Origin of the sequence: Sedimentitalea sp. (assembly GCF_039973035.1) — a bacterium.
In the GTDB taxonomy this organism is placed as follows: Bacteria; Pseudomonadota; Alphaproteobacteria; order Rhodobacterales; family Rhodobacteraceae; genus Sedimentitalea.
Genome location: NZ_JBDWLR010000042.1, coordinates 155,002 through 172,537, shown reverse-complemented (window position 1 = coordinate 172,537; position 17,536 = coordinate 155,002). Strand labels below are relative to the sequence as shown.

Here is a 17,536-nt window from a genome sequence, read left to right as displayed (position 1 = left end):
CCGGTTAACCTTTTGCTTACGTGTCAGGCTCGGCAGCACTGTTTTCGCTCCCTGATCACCCTGACACCCAAAGACCTTTTCGACGCTTGCACAGGCGTCGATTATTCAAACCGGTAGATCGTTTATCGACGATTTGACCGGAGAAGATTTGAGAACTGCCGGGGTCGCGGAATTTGCGACGGTTTGTACCGGCTTTTGCATTTCTGTACGCTCGGGAGGCGTCAGTGTAGTGGTATTAGGTTTCGCGGTATTTGAACGCATTTCATCAACGTTACGGCCGTGGTGCCGGAGGATGATGGGACGAATATCGCAGATTTTCCCCTCCACGCTCCCTCCCTATTCTGAACTCATGGATGCGGGTCAGGTTCTTAACCCGCATGTCCTGTTTGCGATGCACGGCCCGCCAGTTGGCGCTTTGACCCGTTGCGTTGCCCCTCTCGACTCTGATCAGCCCAGACGGCTGATCCGCCTCTCACGGACTAGCCGCCATGTGGCGCGGCCTGTCTCTCCCAATTTCGCGGTTCCATGCAGCAATCATACTGCCCTCAGCCGTTTCTGAATGCCGTTCCGTACCGGGGCAGCTTATGAATTTTATCTTTTGGAGACCGACATCATGACCCTCTTTTCCTTTCTGCGCACCACCGTTTCCGACATTCGCAACGCTCAAGACGAACTTGAAAGCGCTATCCTTCCGATCAGCACTGCCGAGGCCACGACCATCCGCGGCGGCATGCCTGCACCCGACCCGGCCCACAATGCCGATGACGGCGATGAGGGCGATGAAGCCAATGAAGGTAATGAAGACGACGAAGGCGATGAAAACGACGAAGGCAATGAACTGGACGAGGATGACGAGAACAACGAAGGCGACGAATACGACGAAGGTGATGAGGCCGACGAAGGAGATGAATCCGATGAAGGGGATGAAAACAACGAGGGCGATGAAGACAACGAAGACAACGAAGGCGACGAAGGAGATGAAGGCGGCCTGAACGCCGAGGGCGACGAAGGCAACGAGGGCGACGAAGGCAACGAGGACGCCGAAGGCGACGAGGGTGATGAAGGCGACGAAGGCGACGAAGCCAACGAAGACAACGAGGACGACGAGGCCGACGAAGGCAACGAAGGCGACGAGGCCGACGAAGACAACGAGTATGATGAAGACGACGAGGGCGACGAAGGCGACGAAGCAAACGAGGACAACGAAGGCAACGAGTACAACGAAGGCGATGAGAACGACGAGGCCGATGAAGGCAATGAAGTTCAAGATGAAGCCAACGAGAACAACGAAGATGACGAAGGCGACGAGAACGACGAAGGCAACGAAGACGACGAGGGCAACGAAAGCGACGAAGGCGATGAGGGCAACGACCAGGGCGACGAGGGCAATGAGGTCACGCCGGACGACGAGGGTAACGAGGATAATGAAGGCAACGAAGACGACGAAGGCAACGAAGCGGGCCTAGACGAAGGCAACGAGAGCAACGAAGGCGACGAAGACGACGAAGGCAATGAGCCCGGCGCCGACGAAGGAAATGAAAACAACGAAGGCAACGAAGGCGACGAGGGTATTGGTGCCGGCCAGGACGAAGGCAACGAGGGCAACGAAGGAAACGAAAACGACGAGGGCAACGAAGGTGGCCTCGACGAAGGCAATGAAGGCAACGAAGACGGCAGCCCCGACGACGAGGGCAACGAAGGAAATGAAGGAAACGAGGGCGACGAAGGCATCGCTGCCGGTCAGGACGAGGGCAACGAAGGGAACGAAGGCAACGAGAACGATGAGGGGAACGAAGGCGGCGTTGATGAAGGGAACGAGGGCAACGAGGACGACGAAGGCGACGAGGGCAACGAGACCGGCGTCGACGAAGGCAACGAACACAATGAAGGCGACGAAGGTAACGAAGGAATAGATCCCGGTCAGGACGAAGGGAACGAAGGCAACGAAGATACGCCGGACGACGACGGTGACGAAAACAACGAGAACAACGAAGGCGACGAGAACGACGAGGGCAACGAGGGCGATGAACTCGACGAAGATAACGAGGGCGATGAAGGCGACGAACTTGATGAGGACGATGAAGGCAACGAAAACCAGGACGAGAACGACGAACACAACGAATATGACGAAGGTGACGAGGCTGAGGAAGGCGACGAGGCCAACGAAGATGACGAGGGCGACGAATACGACGAGGGCAACGAGGGCGACGAACTAGACGAGGACAACGAGAACGACGAAGGCGACGAAGCGAACGAAGGAAACGAAGCCAACGAGGACAATGAAGGCGACGAAACCGACGAGGGGAATGAGGGCAACGAAGGCAACGAGGATAACGAACAGGACGAGAACGACGAACACAACGAAAACAACGAAGGCAACGAAGGCGACGAAGGCAGCGAAGAAGGTGATGTGCAGTCGACGCTCGACTACCAGTACGACGAGGGCAACGAGTCCGACGAAGGTGACGAAGACGACGAGGATGACGAAAACGACGAGAACGACGAGAACAACGAAGCCGACGAAGACAATGAAGGCGACGAAAACGACGAAGGCAATGAGAGCGACGAACTAGACGAAGATGATGAAGGCGATGAAGGCGACGAAGCAAACGAAGGCGATGAGGCCAACGAAGGCGACGAAGGCGACGAGAGCGATGAAGGAAATGAGAACAACGAATACGTACCCGGTGATGCCGGTGACGAAGGTAATGAGAACAACGAGAACGACGAAGGCGACGAGAGCAATGAAGGCGACGAGGGTGTAGAAGGCGACGAAGACGACGAAGGCAACGAAAACGACGAAGGCGACGAGGACGACGAAAACGACGAGGGTGACGAAGGCGACGAGAACGACGAAGCCAACGAAGGCAACGAAAACGACGAGGGCAACGAAGGTAACGAAGGCAACGAGGGCACCGAAGGCGACGAGGGCGACGAGAACGACGAAGCCAACGAGGGCGACGAAGACGACGCGGCCTACGCGCAGGAAGCCAACGAAGACAACGAGGGTAATGAAGGAAACGAGGGCAACGAAGGCAACGAGGATGACGAAGGCAACGAAGGCGACGAAACCGGCAATAACAACGAAGGCGATGAAGGCAACGAAGGCGACGAGAACAACGAAGACAACGAAGATAACGAGAATGACGAAGGTGACGAAGGAAACGAAGGTAACGAGGGCAGCGAAGGCGACGAGGCAGACGAAGGCGACGAGGGTGACGAAGGCGACGAGCACAACGAAAACGACGAAGGCGACGAAAACGACGAAGGAAACGAGGTCGACGAGGACAACGAAGGCGATGAAGGAGACGAAGGCAACGAAGGATACGAGGCCGACGAGGACAACGAAGCCGACGAAGGCGACGAGCACAACGAGAACAACGAAGGCGATGAGGACAACGAGAACGACGAGGCTGATGAAGGCAATGAAGGCGATGAGTTCATTCCCGGCGATACCGGCGATGAAAACAACGAAGGCAACGAAAACAACGAATACGACGAGGGAGATGAAGGCAACGAAGGCATAGAAGGCAACGAGGACAACGAAGGCGACGAGGGCGACGAAGGCAACGAAGGCGACGAGACAGACGAAGGTGACGAGAACGACGAAGGCGACGAAGGCGACGAGGGCAACGAAAGCAACGAGGGTAACGAAGGCGACGAGAACGACGAAGGCAACGAGGGCGATGAAGGCAACGAAGACAACAACAGCGACGAAGGTGACGAGAACAACGAAGGCGACGAAGGCGAACCCGACAGCGGCAGCGAGGGTGATGAAGGCGACGAAGGCGATGAATACAATGAAGGAAACGAAGACAACGAAGACGACGAGAATGACGAAGGCAATGAAAACAACGAAGGCAACGAGAACAACGAAGGCGACGAGAGCGACGAAAACAACGAAGGCAACGAGAACAACGAAGGCAACGAGAACGACGAGAATGACGAAGGCAATGAGGACAACGAAGGTGATGAGGCCGACGAAGGCAACGAGGGAGACGAACCCGTACCTGCGGCGGCTGCAGCCCCGGATGCGGACGGCTCTTGCGGCGGCTATGCCTGCGGCGCAGACGGCGGCGCGGACGAAACCGATGCCTGCGGCACGGATGCCTGCGCAGTCGATGCCGGTTCAGCCGGACAGGCGGACGGATCGGATGATGCCTTTGGCGCAGACCTCGCTGGCGGCCTCGACGCTGACGATCTGGATGCCGGCATCTAGCATCACCTAACCGACAAGATCGCCCGCCACCTTCAGGTGGCGGGCGATTGATTCAGGCTTTTTCCCCCGACGGTATCAATCCGGCCGCACATTTGGACGTGAAGCAAAGCTCGCTGTTGGAACTGGTAACGTCGGATGACGCATTCTGCCGCCAGCTGCAGTTGTCATGCCTTGGTCGATGTCATAGGTCTTTGCCCAATTATCTATCAGGGAGAACACCATGACCGACGGCCCAACCTATGGCTTTGATACGCTTCAGATCCACGCGGGCGCACGCCCCGACCCCGCCACCGGCGCGCGGCAGACGCCGATCTATCAGACGACCGCCTATGTGTTTCGCGATGCCGAGCACGCCGCCGCATTGTTCAACCTGCAAGAGGTTGGATACATCTATTCCCGCCTGACCAACCCGACGGTTGCGGTTTTACAGGAGCGCATCGCGACTCTTGAAGGCGGCGTTGGCGCGGTCTGCTGTTCCTCAGGGCACGCTGCGCAGATCATGGCGTTGTTCCCGCTGATGCAGCCGGGCTGCAATATCGTTGCATCCACGCGGCTCTACGGCGGCACGGTTACCCAGTTCAACAACACCATCAAACGCTTTGGCTGGTCCGCCACCTTTGTCGATTTTGACGATCTTGATGCCGTTAAGGCCGCGATCGACGACAACACGCGGGCGGTTTTCTGCGAGTCGATTGCCAACCCGGGTGGCTACATCACCGATCTGGACGCGATTTCCGCAATCACTGACGAGGCCGGTATCCCGCTGATCGCCGACAACACAAGTGCGACACCTTATCTCTGCCGCCCGATTGATCATGGCGCGACTCTGGTTGTTCATTCGACCACCAAGTACCTGACTGGCAACGGCACCGTTACCGGTGGGTGCATCGTGGATTCCGGCAAGTTTGATTGGTCGGCAAACGACAAATTCCCCTCGCTCAGCCAGCCGGAATCAGCCTATCACGGCCTGAAGTTTCACGAGACCTTTGGCCCGCTCGCCTATACGTTTCACGGCATCGCAATTGGGCTGCGGGATCTTGGCATGACCATGAACCCACAAGCCGCGCACTACACGCTGATGGGCATCGAAACCCTCAGCCTGCGCATGCAGCGTCATGTCGAGAACGCCGAAAAGGTCGCCAAATGGCTCGAGGATGATCCGCGGGTCGAATATGTCACCTATGCCGGGCTCGAATCCTCGCCCTATTTTGATCGGGTCAAATCCATCTGTCCGAAAGGCGCAGGCGGATTGTTCACCTTTGCGGTCAAGGGCGGCTATGACGCCTGTATCAAGTTGGTCGACGCGCTGGAAATTTTCAGCCATGTGGCCAACCTGGGCGACACAAGATCGCTGGTCATTCATTCGGCCAGCACAACCCACCGGCAACTGACCGCCGAACAGCAGGAAGCCGCCGGTGCACAACCCAACGTCGTGCGCATTTCGATTGGGATTGAGAACACCGAGGATCTGATTGCGGATCTCGATCAGGCCCTGTCAAAGGCCACAAGCTGACGCAATCGACTTAGACCTGCATCATCTAACGTGGCCTGAGAGCATATATTTCAACGCGTTAGATGATGGGCACGGTTTTAAGCGAGAAACTAGAAGTCATAGGTGGGGCCGCCCGTGCGGCCCCTTCCTGCTATTCCCCGATTGCAAAGATCATCGAAACCGACGCGGACAGGCTGACCTCGCCTGCCGCGATCGGGACGCCCGAGTCTTCCATCGCCGCGCGCTGCATCATCATCGGGCGCGGCCCACCGCCGCCCTGTTCACTGATCGAGATGATCGGACCAAGGGACACACCTGCGGCCCCTGCCAGCAACTGCGCCTTGGCAATTGCATCCTTGACCGCCGCCTCACGCGCCGCATCCTGAAGCGGCCGCGGCTCTTGAACACCAAACTGCAAACCGTTGAAATCGTTGGCACCGTCGTCGATGACCGCATCCAGTGTTTCACCGAGGCTATCGAGATCACGGATGCGCACCAGAACCGTATTGCTGGCGGTGAATCCGGTGATCTTGGCCGGATAAGTGCCGGAACTGCCGCGACCAGACCAGACCGGGTTTAGGGAAATACGCTGGGTCTGAACGTCCCGTGACTCGATCCCCAGAGATGTGAGGCGTTCAAGCATTTTCCCGACCGCCGCAGAGGTTGCCGCCATCGCCGCTTTTGCCTCGCGCGCCTCATTCGTGACGCCCAAAGTTATGGTGGCCATGTCCGGCGCCGTTTCGATCTGGCCCACACCAGAGACCGCGATTTGCCGTGTCTGTTCCTGCGCCATGGCAGGCGCGACCAGCGCCGTTGCGATCACAACCGCGAGAGTTATCAAACCAAACTTCTGTCGTTTCATCGTAGTCCTCCGTTACCGTTACCTTTCACATGGGCATCTACCCGCCGTCGAAGCAAGGGGCGTGTCTGCCTTTCTCTTTCACTCGGCCAACTCCTGCATTAAACTCCGGTCGCGGGCGCGTGGCGTCTGTGGGATGGCTCTTAAGGATTAATTGTTGAATGAAACCGGGTTTCGCGCTTTCCCTATCGCTTGAGGGCATCGCTCTGCTGCACAGGGCAGCGGACGGTTGGCGTGTGGTTGGTGATGTCAGCCTTGATGCGCCAGACCTGACGGACACTTTGCAGGACCTGCGCCAGCGTGCGATTGAAATCGATCCGCGCGGGCCAATTTGCAAACTCATCATCCCGAATGACCAAATCCGCTATCTCAGCGTGGCGGCGACCGCACCCGATGACGATGGGGACCGCGAACTGGCCCTTGCTGCGCTGGCAACTGCGACGCCCTATGCGCTGGATGATCTGGTCTTTGACCTGAACTATGGCGCAACGCATACACAAGTCGCAGCGGTTGCCCGCGCAACGCTCGCAGAAGCGGAACAATTTGCCACCGAACATGGCTTTGAACCGCTCAGCTTTGTCGCGATACCGGAAGAAATGGAGTTTGATGGCGAGCCTTACTTTGGTACCGCGAGCCATGTTGCCGACCCAGATTCGGTTGAGCGGGACGATGAACCGGTATCCGTCATCGGCATGGCGCTTGAGCCAGCCCCGCCCGCTGAAACTGCAATCGAAATAGACGAGCCGGAAGAGCCCACCGTTCCAGAACCGGCTGAAGAAGAGGCCACGGATCCGACGCCATTCACAAGCCGCCGGAGCAAGGTTGACGAACCGTCCACGGCACCGCCATTGGCAGGCGCCACGCGAAGAAACACTGCCGATGAGCAACCAGCGAAGCCTGCGCCTTCGGTCGTGGAGGTTTCAAACACTGAGGAACCCGCCGACGTAGTGGACCCTGACAAGGTAGAAACCGAAACTGCCATAGAGGATTCCGAGACACCGGAGACGCCGCCCGAAACAACACCAAAACCTGTCATAATCCGCCCGGCGCAGCCCGCCAATACCGACGCGCCTGCGCCAGTTAACACATCGGCGCAACCAGAGCTAAAACCGAAGGACGAAGCCGAAAGGTTGACAGTGTTCGGCGCGCGCGAACGGGCGCAGGTAGGGGGCAAGCCGCGACATCTCGGCCTGATCCTGATGGCCGCACTCTTGGTGTTCCTCGCAGGTGTCGCCGCCTGGGCAGCCCTGTTTATGGAGGACGGGCTGGCCGGTCTGTTCAATGGCTCACCGGCAGAGACAGAACAGGTTGTGGAGACAATCCCTTCGGCACCCGATGTTCTAATCACCGCGCCAACGGCCCGATCCACGGCCCCCGCCACCGCCGACGATGATGTGGAAACCGCCCGAATCGATCCGGAAACAACCGATACGGAAAGCATCACAGAGGCAGAAACCACGACGCCTGATCCAACTGTCGCCCCCGGCGCAGAGGATCCGCAAACGCCGCAACAGAACGAAGCGCACTATGCTGAGACCGGCGTCTGGCAACGCGCTCCGACTGTTCCCGGAACGCCAGAGATCGTCGATCTGAACAACCTTTACGAGGTGTCCATCGACCGGACCGATCTGGCACAGGATGCGGTTGCCCTGCCGTTGCTCAGCGAACTTGATACCGATCAGCCACTTGACGTCGTGACAGCGCCCGCCGCCGCCGGAACCACCTTTGCACTGGATGCAGAGGGGCTGGTGATCCCAAGCCGTGAAGGCAGCCTGACCCCTGAAGGCGTGCGTGTCTATCAAGGCAGGCCGCCGATTACGCCGCCACCCACCCCAACCCGGTTTGAAGTCGAGCCTGACCTTAATGCCGGTCTCGACAGGCTCGCCGGCCTGCGCCCCAAATTGCGGCCTACGGATTTGGTGGAACAGAACGAACGCACGCAGCTTGGCGGGCTGACGCGCGAAGAGTTAGGCGAGGTTCGCCCCAAATCGCGGCCCCGTACGCAAAAGCAAGAGGCCGAGCGCGACGAAACACCAACCGCTCAGGCCGTCGTCCTCTCCAAAACCCCCAAGGCCCGTCCGCGAAACTTTGGCGCCAAGGTTGAAACGGCGCGCAAACAGACTGCAGGCCCCTCTTCACAGGTCGCCGCCGCCACCGTCGCGCCGAAACCGGTCGCGCCGCAAACGGTTTCGCCGAGGATTCCGTCATCGGCATCAGTGGCGCGTCGGGCAACACTGGACAACGCAATCAACCTGCGCCGGGTCAACCTGATTGGCGTCTACGGCACGCCGTCCAACCGACGTGCTCTGATCCGGCTGCCAAGCGGTCGGTACAAGAAGGTCAAGGTCGGTGATCGTGTGGATGGCGGCAAGATCGTGGCCATCGGCGACAGCGAACTGCGGTACCAGAAAAGCGGCCGCAACGTGACTCTCAAAATGCCACGCGGCTAACCCCGGTCACGTTGAACGAACCGCGTCAACCGAACGCAAAACGCCGCAGACCCGACAGAGCCTGCGGCGTTTGAGCAGAGCGTCGCTGCGCCCTGCCCTGACTGAATTGCGAGCCTACTAGCCGGTCAGTTCACCGCTGTCGATCTGCTCTTGCTCAATGCTTTCGAACAGCGCCTTGAAGTTGCCTTCGCCAAATCCATCGTCACCCTTGCGCTGGATGAACTCGAAAAAGATTGGCCCGATCACGGTCTTGCTGAAGATCTGCAGCAGGATCCGCGTTTCGCCGCCATCGACGACGCCTTCTCCGTCAATCAGGATGCCATGCTTCATCATCCGGTCCAGCGGTTCCTGATGATCCACCACGCGCTCCTTGCTCAGCGCATAGTAGGTTTGCGGTGGGCCCGGCATAAACTTGACACCCAATTCGGAAATCGCATCCGTGCTCTCATAGATATCGTCAGACCCGACCGCGATGTGTTGAATGCCTTCGCCATTGTATTTCTTGAGATAGGCGACGATCTGACCGGTTTCGCCGCGATCTTCGTTGATCGGAATACGGATACGCCCACAGGGCGATGTCAGCGCGCGGCTGAAAAGGCCGGTGAACTTTCCCTCGATGTCAAAGAAGCGGATTTCCTTGAAATTGAACAGGTCGCCGTAGAAATGGAACCACTTGTCCATGTTGCCCTTGAACACATTGTGGGTCAGGTGATCGAGATAAAAGAAGCCGACGCCGCGCGGCTTGGACTGGGCCAGCCACTCAAACTCTTCGTTATAGGGGCTGGTTTCGTAATACTGATCGATGAAATAGATCAGGCTGCCGCCAATGCCCTTAATCGCAGGCACATCCATGGTCTTGTCGTCACCTTCGTAAGGTTCAGCGCCTTTGGACACGGCATGATCAAATGCATGCTGCGCATCCACTACACGCCAGCCCATCGCCGGGGCGCAAGGCCCATGTTCTTCGACAAAGCGTGCTGCAAAACTGCCCGGCTCGGCGTTCAGAACATAGGTGATATCGCCCTGTTGCCAAAGCTCGATATCTTTGGATTTGTGCCGCCCCACCAGCGCATAGCCCATGCGGGCGAACAATGCGCGCAGTTCCTCGGGTTCCGGGTGGGCGAATTCGACGAATTCAAATCCGTCCGTCCCCGCCGGGTTTTCGTCACTGATGACAGATTTCGGGGCATTATGCGGAAATGGGCCCATCCTGAATGTCTCCTGTTGCTGATGCCGTTCGCTTTGATACATATAGAACAGATCAAACGCGGATTCTGCGCAAAGTTGGACATCAGAACCTTCAATCATGCGTGAATACCGCGCGATGCTTTAGTAGAATCGAGGATTTGCCGCACATGCTCGACACCACGGATACCCGCCTTCTGGCAGCGCTTCAAAAGGATGCGCATCTCACGGCGCAGCAACTCGGAGAGATGCTGAACCTGTCGCCCAGCCAGGCCGGGCGTCGCCGCCAAAGGTTGGAAAGCATTGGCTACATCCAGGGTTACTCGGCGCGGCTTGATCCATTGCGCCTGGGTTTGACCGTGCAAGGCTTTGTTCAGGTCCAACTGGGGACACACGGGCCTGAGCAATCCAAGGGATTCGCAAGATTGGTTCAGACCCGCCCAGAAATCACCAGCGCATGGACAATGACCGGCGATGCGGATTATCTGCTGAGGGTGTATTGTGATGATTTACCCGCGCTCAACGCGTTGATCCACGAAGTGCTTTTGCCACACCCTGCTGTTGCGCGGGTCCAGAGCCAGATCGTGATGGATCAATTGAAACGCGACGCGCCACTGCCTACCTGACCCGGAAAGGGGCCACATATTCATGGAGAATTTCCTGTATCAGGCCACCATCTATTTGGGCGCGGCCGTGATTGCGGTACCTTTCGCGGCCCGCTTGGGGCTTGGGTCAGTGCTTGGCTATCTGGCGGCGGGCATCATCATCGGCCCATTACTTGGGCTCGTCGGCAGCGAAACCCAGGAATTGCAGCATTTCGCCGAGTTTGGCGTTGTCATGATGCTTTTCCTCATCGGGCTGGAGCTTGAACCAAGAGCGCTTTGGGATATGCGGCATCGCCTCATCGGGCTGGGCGGGCTTCAGATCACGGTCAGTACGCTGGCCTTGATGGCCGCTGCCATGGCCGCGGGGCAGACATGGTCGGTGGCGCTGGCGATTGGCCTTGCCCTTTCGCTTTCATCCACAGCCATCGTCCTGCAAACCCTGTCGGAAAAGGGCCTGATGCGAACCGGCGGCGGCCGTTCAGCGTTTTCTGTGTTGCTGACGCAGGATATCGCGGTCATCCCGATCCTGGCATTGCTACCTTTGCTCGCCAGCGCTCCGATCATGTTGATCAACTCCGACGGTTCGATCGAGCGTGCTGGCGAGGGCGGCCATGGTCATGGAGCGGACCTGTCTTTGGTCGAAGGTCTGCCCGGTTGGGGCGTCACGCTGGTCACGATCGCTGCGGTTGCTGCGGTGGTTCTGGCAGGCATTTACCTGACTCGCCCGGTATTTCGATATATCCACCTTTCGCGTCTGCGCGAAATGTACACAGCGCTCGCCCTAGGCATTGTCGTGGGGATCTCGTTCCTGATGACACTGGTGGGTCTGTCCCCCGCTCTTGGTGCGTTTCTGGCCGGCGTGGTTCTGGCCAACAGTGAATTCCGCCACGAACTTGAAAGCGACCTTGAACCGTTCAAGGGCCTGCTGCTGGGTCTGTTTTTCATTACTGTTGGTGCGGGGATCAATTTCAGCCTGTTTTTTGCGGAACCCGGAGATCTGATCGGTCTCGCTCTGCTGGTTATCCTCGCCAAGGGCGTCGTTCTTTATGTCCTCGGGCGGACCTTTGGTCTCAAGGGTCGCGACCGGTGGCTCTTTACCCTCAGTCTCGCGCAGGCCGGTGAATTCGGCTTTGTCCTCGTTGCGTTTTCAGTCCAGCAAAATGTCATTCCGACATCGGTTTCGGAAAAGCTGTTGCTGATCATCGCGCTGTCGATGCTGATCACACCGCTGCTGTTCATTACCTATGATTTCATTTCGAACCAAATGACTGAAAAGGTCAGCAGCGAAGAAGCCGACGAGATCAACGAACAGGGTCCGGTGATCATTGCCGGGATCGGTCGATTTGGGCAAATCGTCAATCGTTTGGTGCAGGCCAGCGGGTTCAAGACCATCGTTCTGGACAACAACATGGAAACCATCCAGTTGATGCGTCGATTCGGATACAAGGGTTTCCTTGGCGATCCGACACGCCCGGAACTGCTCAAGGCGGCGGGACTTGGTAAGGCACGTGTGCTGGTGGCAGCGATGAATGACAAATCGGCTGTGACGCAGCTGGTCGCCTATGCGCGGCGCGAGCGGCCTGACTTGCATATTGTTGCCCGCGCCCATGATCGCAATCATGTCTACGAGCTATACCGCGCGGGCGCCGACGACATCGTGCGCGAGACCTTTGACGCCAGCCTGCGCGCCGGTCGCTATGTTCTCGAGAATGTCGGCCTCAGCGAATTTGAAGCTGACGCCGCCAAACGCACGTTCTATGACCACGACCGCTATGCCGTTCAGCAATTGGCCGAGGTCTGGGATCCGAACATCGCCCCAACTGAAAACGCAGCCTACATCAAGCGTGCGCAGGAGCTCGAAAAAGAACTGGAGCTTGCGCTGACCAACCAGACCAGTGCCGAAGAACAAAAGTCAGCCTGAGCCGAGGCCGCCTATCCGGCGGCAACCCCGGCCTCGGCAAAGGTCGCCATTCCGCTGTGACAGGCAAGCGCGCATTTGACGATGTTGATCGCCAGCGCGCCGCCCGATCCTTCGCCAAGGCGCAAACCCAGAGACAACAGCGGCTCTTTGCCCAGCTTTTCCAGCAAAGCACCATGCGCGCCCTCGCCACTCATATGCCCCGCAACCGTGTGATCGAGCGCACCAGCATCGACCGCGTGCAGACAGGCCGCAGCAGCGCAGCAGATGAACCCGTCGAGAACCACCGGAATTCGCAACGCCCGCGCCGCAGCAATTGCGCCCGCCATTGCCGCAACTTCGCGCCCGCCAAGCCGACGCAACACTTCGAACCCGTCCCTATTTCCGTGCAATGCGGCACCCTCGGACACGACGCGCACCTTGTTGGACAACCCGGCGTCGTCAACGCCCGTGCCCCGGCCCGTCCAGTCTGATGCGGTGCCACCGAACAAGGCATGGCAGATCGCTGCCGCCGATGTGGTGTTGCCAATCCCCATTTCCCCGACGACCAAAAGATCAGCCTCTGGATCAACTGCATCCCAACCGGTCTTGAGCGCGGCAAGGAAGTCATCCTCGGTCATCGCAGGGGCTTGGGTGAAATCGGCCGTCGGACGATCCAGATCCAGCGCGTGCACAGTCATCGACGCCCCTGCCGCATTGGCCAGTTGATTGATCGCGGCACCACCGTGTTCAAAATTCGCCACCATCTGAACCGTGACTTCGGCGGGAAATGCGGACACGCCTTGCGCGGTAACCCCATGATTGCCCGCAAAAACGATGACCTGCGGTGACGCAATCAGCGGGCGCGCATCGCCGCGCCACCCCGCATACCACAACGCCAAATCCTCAAGCCGCCCCAACGCGCCCGGTGGCTTGGTCAACTGACTGTTCCGTTCTGCCGCCGCTTGCCGTGCCAAGGCGTCTTCTTTCGGCGCATCGGCAAGGGTGGCGCGCAGAACATTCAGATCGGTCAGGTCAGGTCGCATTCAAAGCCTCGTTGCATTGGGTTTCGACCCCGTGTTTAACCATTGATTGACCCGCCACAACACTCGAAAAGGCAAGCGTATGCGCAAAACCGACATTCTCTGCGCATGGTGCCTGAACGCAGCGACGGCATTTGCCCTATTGACGCGCGTGCCTCTGCCCCGTTTGCCAAACTCTGCCTTTGACCGGCAGGCCAACGCGGTCTGGGCCTTTCCCATGGTCGGCCTCGTTGTCGGAGGTTTGGCAGGGTCGATCGGTGTTTTCACCCTCGCGCTTGGCCTGCCCGCAACGGTTGCCGCCGGCTTGGTCCTCGCAGTTCAGATTGGCCTGACTGGCGCGATGCACGAAGACGGCCTTGCCGATACCGCCGACGGATTATGGGGCGCCTGGACGCGGGAGCGGCGGCTTGAGATCATGAAAGACAGTGTCATCGGCACCTATGGCGTTCTGGCGCTGATCCTGTCGGTTGGCCTGCGCTGGATGGCCCTCGCCGCGTTGCTCCCCTTTGGCATATGGCCCGTGGTTGCCGCCGCAACCCTGTCGCGCAGCCTGCTACCGCCGTTGATGGCCGGACTGCCCCATGCTCGTGACAATGGATTGTCCCGCAGTGTTGGCGCGCCGACGCGCGGCCCTGTTGCGGTGTCACTGATACTCGGCCTTGCGGTTGGCTGGTTCGCCGTTGGCCCCATCATTGTCGGCGCATGGCTCGTCGCCGCCGTTCTGGTCCTTGCTCTTGCCCTGTTGGCAAGGTCCCGGATTGGCGGACAGACCGGCGACATCCTTGGCGCGGCCGAACAACTCGGCGAAATCGCAGTGCTTTTGACGTTGCTCGCCCTTGTAGTGCCCTGATCAATCGGAAGTTCGGAGCCGCGACATCTGGACGAAGAGGATCGTGATCAGCGGCAGGACCAGCCCCAGCACCGCCACCGTGATCAAAAGCCAGCCCAACTGTCCATAATCTGCCGGAATCTCGATCACTTCGGTCACCCGATCGCGCACCTCGCGAGTGACCAGGAACACCTCATTCAGATACTTGGTCGCCAACGCGCTGGCCGAGAGTGCCAGGTTGGTAAACGAGGCCATGACCGCAAAAAAAGTCGCCTTTAGGTTCGAGGGTGCATTGCGCGCAATCCAGGCCAACATGGGAATCATCGCCACTTGCCCCAGCGGCGATTCCACCGCCGTATCAAGGATCGCGATGAACCGTGCATCCACGATCCCGCCGGTATGCGCCGCCGTCCAGTTCTGCAGCCCATAGTACAGACCGATATTAGGCAGCGACAGTATAGCCGCAACAACAGTCAACAGTATGATTATGCTGGTGATCGGGCGGTTCGCCATCATCGGCCGCAGGAGGATGATCCCGACCAACGTCAGTACAGATGTGATGAGATAGAGAACCGAGAGAAACTGTTCATCAAAGCCCAGCACATCAATTTCAAACCATGTCTGTCCCGGCCCCGGAAGCGGTACGGCGCGGAACACAAATATGATGATCGCGGTGCCCACGAGCATTCTGGCCTTGGCCGGTTCCAGCACTGCGATCAGTTGGCGCATCAGGAACAACACAATGCTCATCGAACCGACAAACACGATTTCTTGCGCGTAAGGAATGTTGGACAGGCCAATCACCAGCGTCAGCACCACAAAGATCAACCCACCGGTAAAGTACCAGTGGTTCGGTGCGACCTCGTCGTCCTCGCGGCCGAGGGCCGAGTTGATTTCGGATGCGGTCTTGCCCAGATGCTCAAGCCGGCGACGCTCTTGCCAACGCTGAAACGCCGCCAGCACCACGCCGGAAACCGAAAGCACCGGGATGATCATCGCGATCAGATAGATCTGCGCATATATCCCGGCCTTCTCTGCCTGCGGCAGGTCTTCGGCCCCTGAAAACATCACGATGTTCAACAGCGCCACCGCCACCGTGCCGCTGATCAGGGCAAACCGACCGAGCGTCTGCATCGTGGTGTGCATCGCCCGCGATTGTTCCGCGGGGATCGGTTCGCCATCTGTGTCGAACCGTGGCACCGCCTCGACAGACATGGCATCCGCCACAGCGTCCTGAATCACATATCCGCAGGGCGCAAGAAGCACGCTGATCACGTACCACCCGCTGACGGGCAGCAGATGCGCCATACCCTCGGGATCGGTGATCAGGAAATACATGATCGCGAGGCTCGTCGCGATCAGTGCAGCACCAAGGTAAACCAGCCATCCCTTGAACCGCCAGATCAGGTCCACAAGATGGCCCAACGGCATCTTGAGTGCCCAGGGTATCCCCGCCCAAAAAGCGAGACCTGACAGAAACGCAGCCGACAGCCCAAGGTAATCCTTGACGAAGAACGTACCGACAATCGCCGTCAGTCCAGAAACACCGTAAGAGAAATAGATCATCAAGGGCGGCAGGAACGACCATCGCATCTGTCGCCCGAGATCAACAAACACACGGTCAAACCAGCCAGCGCTGTCTGTTGCGGCCATATCTATTGGTCCCTGCCCGTTTGCCCTGCTCCAGTCTGGTAAGTCAAGAGATCGGCATTGTCGATTGCCCTGGAAACGAAAAACCGCGCCCAACAGGCGCGGTTTCAAAACTTGCAGTGGGTTTGCGCTTAGGCCGCGACGCGCGACATCAGGACATCCCCGACCTGCTTGGCCGCTACACCTTCATCACCATCACCAACAGCCGCCACTTCGCGGGTCAGCCGTTCGAGCGCGGCTTCATACAGCTGGCGCTCGGAATAACTCTGTTCGCGCTGATCGTCGTTACGGTGCAGGTCGCGCACGACTTCGGCAATTGCAATCAGATCACCCGAGTTGATCTTTTGTTCGTATTCCTGCGCCCGGCGCGACCACATGGCCCGCTTGACCTTGGCCTTGCCCTTAAGCGTCGTCATTGCCTTGGTAATCACGTCAGGCGAGCTCAGCGAACGCATGCCGATTTCGGTGGCCTTGTGAGTCGGAACCCGCAACGTCATCTTGTCCTTTTCAAAGGAAATCACGAACAGCTCCAGCGAGATGCCGGCAACTTCCTGCTCCTCGACCGATACAATCTGTCCAACGCCATGCGCGGGATAGACGACGTATTCGTTGGGGCGGAAATCAAGCTTTTTCGATTTGCTCATTCAGTTAGTCCTTGCTTGCGGCTGGTTCAGACGACAAAAAACCCGCAGCGGCGCACAACAATGCCCCGTCTGACGGCGTTCATTTACTTGACTGAGCCACTCCAGGTGAGTTCGATGGAGGGCGATTTTCCAGACATTGATACCATTTGTAATTTGATCATATCACAAAATCCGCCCATCCGGAAGCGGACGTAGCGTCAACTCTCTGCAACTTGTCTGTTTTCAGGTACTTATTTGCGGGCGAACGACCGCTGTGCTCGAATTTTCGCGCCGAATCGCTCAGCCACCTTCGCCGGGGGTCTCGGAAAAGTACTTCTCCAACTTGCCAGACTCGCCATCCCGCGCTTCGGCTTCGGGCAACGGGTCTTTCTTGGTGATGATCACCGGCCACATCTCGGAATACTTGCGGTTGAACTCGACCCACCTGTCCATGTCCGGTTCAGTATCCGGACGGATCGCGTCAGCCGGACATTCCGGTTCACACACGCCACAATCGATGCATTCATCCGGATGGATGACCAGCATGTTCTCGCCCTCATAGAAACAATCCACGGGGCACACCTCGACACAGTCGGTGTATTTGCAGGCGATGCAGGCGTCGTTGACGATATAGGTCATGATGGGCTTTCCGGTTCGCGTCTTGGCGGACTAGCTAATTCAGCA

Annotated in this window: 12 protein-coding genes; 6 read left to right on the top strand and 6 right to left on the bottom strand. The window is 58.4% G+C overall.

Annotated features, from left to right (window positions below; genetic code table 11):
- The first annotated feature begins 613 nt into the window (after positions 1–613).
- Both ABJO75_RS09530 and ABJO75_RS09525 read left to right on the top strand, forming a co-directional pair.
- Positions 614–4,219 carry a hypothetical protein gene (locus ABJO75_RS09530; RefSeq protein ID WP_348129469.1) on the top strand — a complete coding sequence of 1,202 codons (3,606 nt, stop codon included), beginning with the start codon at positions 614–616 and terminating at the stop codon, positions 4,217–4,219.
- A 220-nt stretch (positions 4,220–4,439) separates the two neighbouring features.
- A complete protein-coding gene (locus tag ABJO75_RS09525) occupies positions 4,440–5,732 on the top strand; it encodes an O-acetylhomoserine aminocarboxypropyltransferase/cysteine synthase family protein (RefSeq protein WP_348135589.1) in 1,293 nt (430 codons plus the stop codon).
- Between the two features lie 130 nt (positions 5,733–5,862).
- On the opposite strand, the gene ABJO75_RS09520 is transcribed toward ABJO75_RS09525, so the two are convergent.
- Positions 5,863–6,573: an SIMPL domain-containing protein gene (locus tag ABJO75_RS09520; protein ID WP_348135588.1), complete on the bottom strand. Its 711-nt coding sequence runs from the start codon at positions 6,571–6,573 to the stop codon at positions 5,863–5,865.
- A 158-nt stretch (positions 6,574–6,731) separates the two neighbouring features.
- Between ABJO75_RS09520 and ABJO75_RS09515 the strand changes: the two genes are divergently transcribed.
- Positions 6,732–9,020: a hypothetical protein gene (locus ABJO75_RS09515; RefSeq protein ID WP_348135587.1), complete on the top strand. Its 2,289-nt coding sequence runs from the start codon at positions 6,732–6,734 to the stop codon at positions 9,018–9,020.
- Between the two features lie 117 nt (positions 9,021–9,137).
- Here the strand turns inward: ABJO75_RS09515 and hppD are convergent, their stop codons facing one another.
- On the bottom strand, positions 9,138–10,229 hold the full coding sequence (hppD, locus tag ABJO75_RS09510; RefSeq protein WP_348135586.1) for a 4-hydroxyphenylpyruvate dioxygenase: 1,092 nt from the start codon (positions 10,227–10,229) through the stop codon (positions 9,138–9,140).
- A gap of 146 nt (positions 10,230–10,375) precedes the next feature.
- On the opposite strand from hppD, the gene ABJO75_RS09505 reads away from it, so the two are divergent.
- Together ABJO75_RS09505 and ABJO75_RS09500 are read left to right on the top strand one after the other, a co-directional pair.
- Complete coding sequence (locus ABJO75_RS09505; RefSeq protein ID WP_348135585.1) at positions 10,376–10,831, top strand: Lrp/AsnC family transcriptional regulator; 456 nt, start codon at positions 10,376–10,378, stop codon at positions 10,829–10,831.
- Positions 10,832–10,853: 22 nt separating this feature from the next.
- A complete protein-coding gene (locus ABJO75_RS09500; RefSeq protein ID WP_348135584.1) occupies positions 10,854–12,731 on the top strand; it encodes a monovalent cation:proton antiporter-2 (CPA2) family protein in 1,878 nt (625 codons plus the stop codon).
- Positions 12,732–12,742: 11 nt separating this feature from the next.
- Here the strand turns inward: ABJO75_RS09500 and cobT are convergent, their stop codons facing one another.
- Positions 12,743–13,753 (bottom strand): nicotinate-nucleotide--dimethylbenzimidazole phosphoribosyltransferase, encoded by a 1,011-nt coding sequence (cobT, locus tag ABJO75_RS09495; protein WP_348135583.1) that lies wholly within the window; start codon positions 13,751–13,753, stop codon positions 12,743–12,745.
- Between the two features lie 79 nt (positions 13,754–13,832).
- Here cobT and cobS point away from each other — a divergent pair, with 79 nt between their 5' ends.
- Complete coding sequence (gene cobS, locus ABJO75_RS09490; RefSeq protein WP_348135582.1) at positions 13,833–14,600, top strand: adenosylcobinamide-GDP ribazoletransferase; 768 nt, start codon at positions 13,833–13,835, stop codon at positions 14,598–14,600.
- On the opposite strand, the gene ABJO75_RS09485 is transcribed toward cobS, so the two are convergent.
- From ABJO75_RS09485 to fdxA, 3 genes are all read right to left on the bottom strand, one after another.
- Positions 14,601–16,232 (bottom strand): hypothetical protein, encoded by a 1,632-nt coding sequence (locus ABJO75_RS09485; protein ID WP_348135581.1) that lies wholly within the window; start codon positions 16,230–16,232, stop codon positions 14,601–14,603. It lies immediately after the preceding gene.
- Between the two features lie 128 nt (positions 16,233–16,360).
- Positions 16,361–16,873 (bottom strand): CarD family transcriptional regulator, encoded by a 513-nt coding sequence (locus tag ABJO75_RS09480; RefSeq protein ID WP_348135579.1) that lies wholly within the window; start codon positions 16,871–16,873, stop codon positions 16,361–16,363.
- Positions 16,874–17,152: 279 nt separating this feature from the next.
- The gene (gene fdxA, locus ABJO75_RS09475; protein ID WP_348135577.1) at positions 17,153–17,491 is read right to left on the bottom strand and encodes a ferredoxin FdxA; all 339 of its coding nucleotides are present in this window, start codon (positions 17,489–17,491) and stop codon (positions 17,153–17,155) included.
- Positions 17,492–17,536 lie beyond the last annotated feature (45 nt).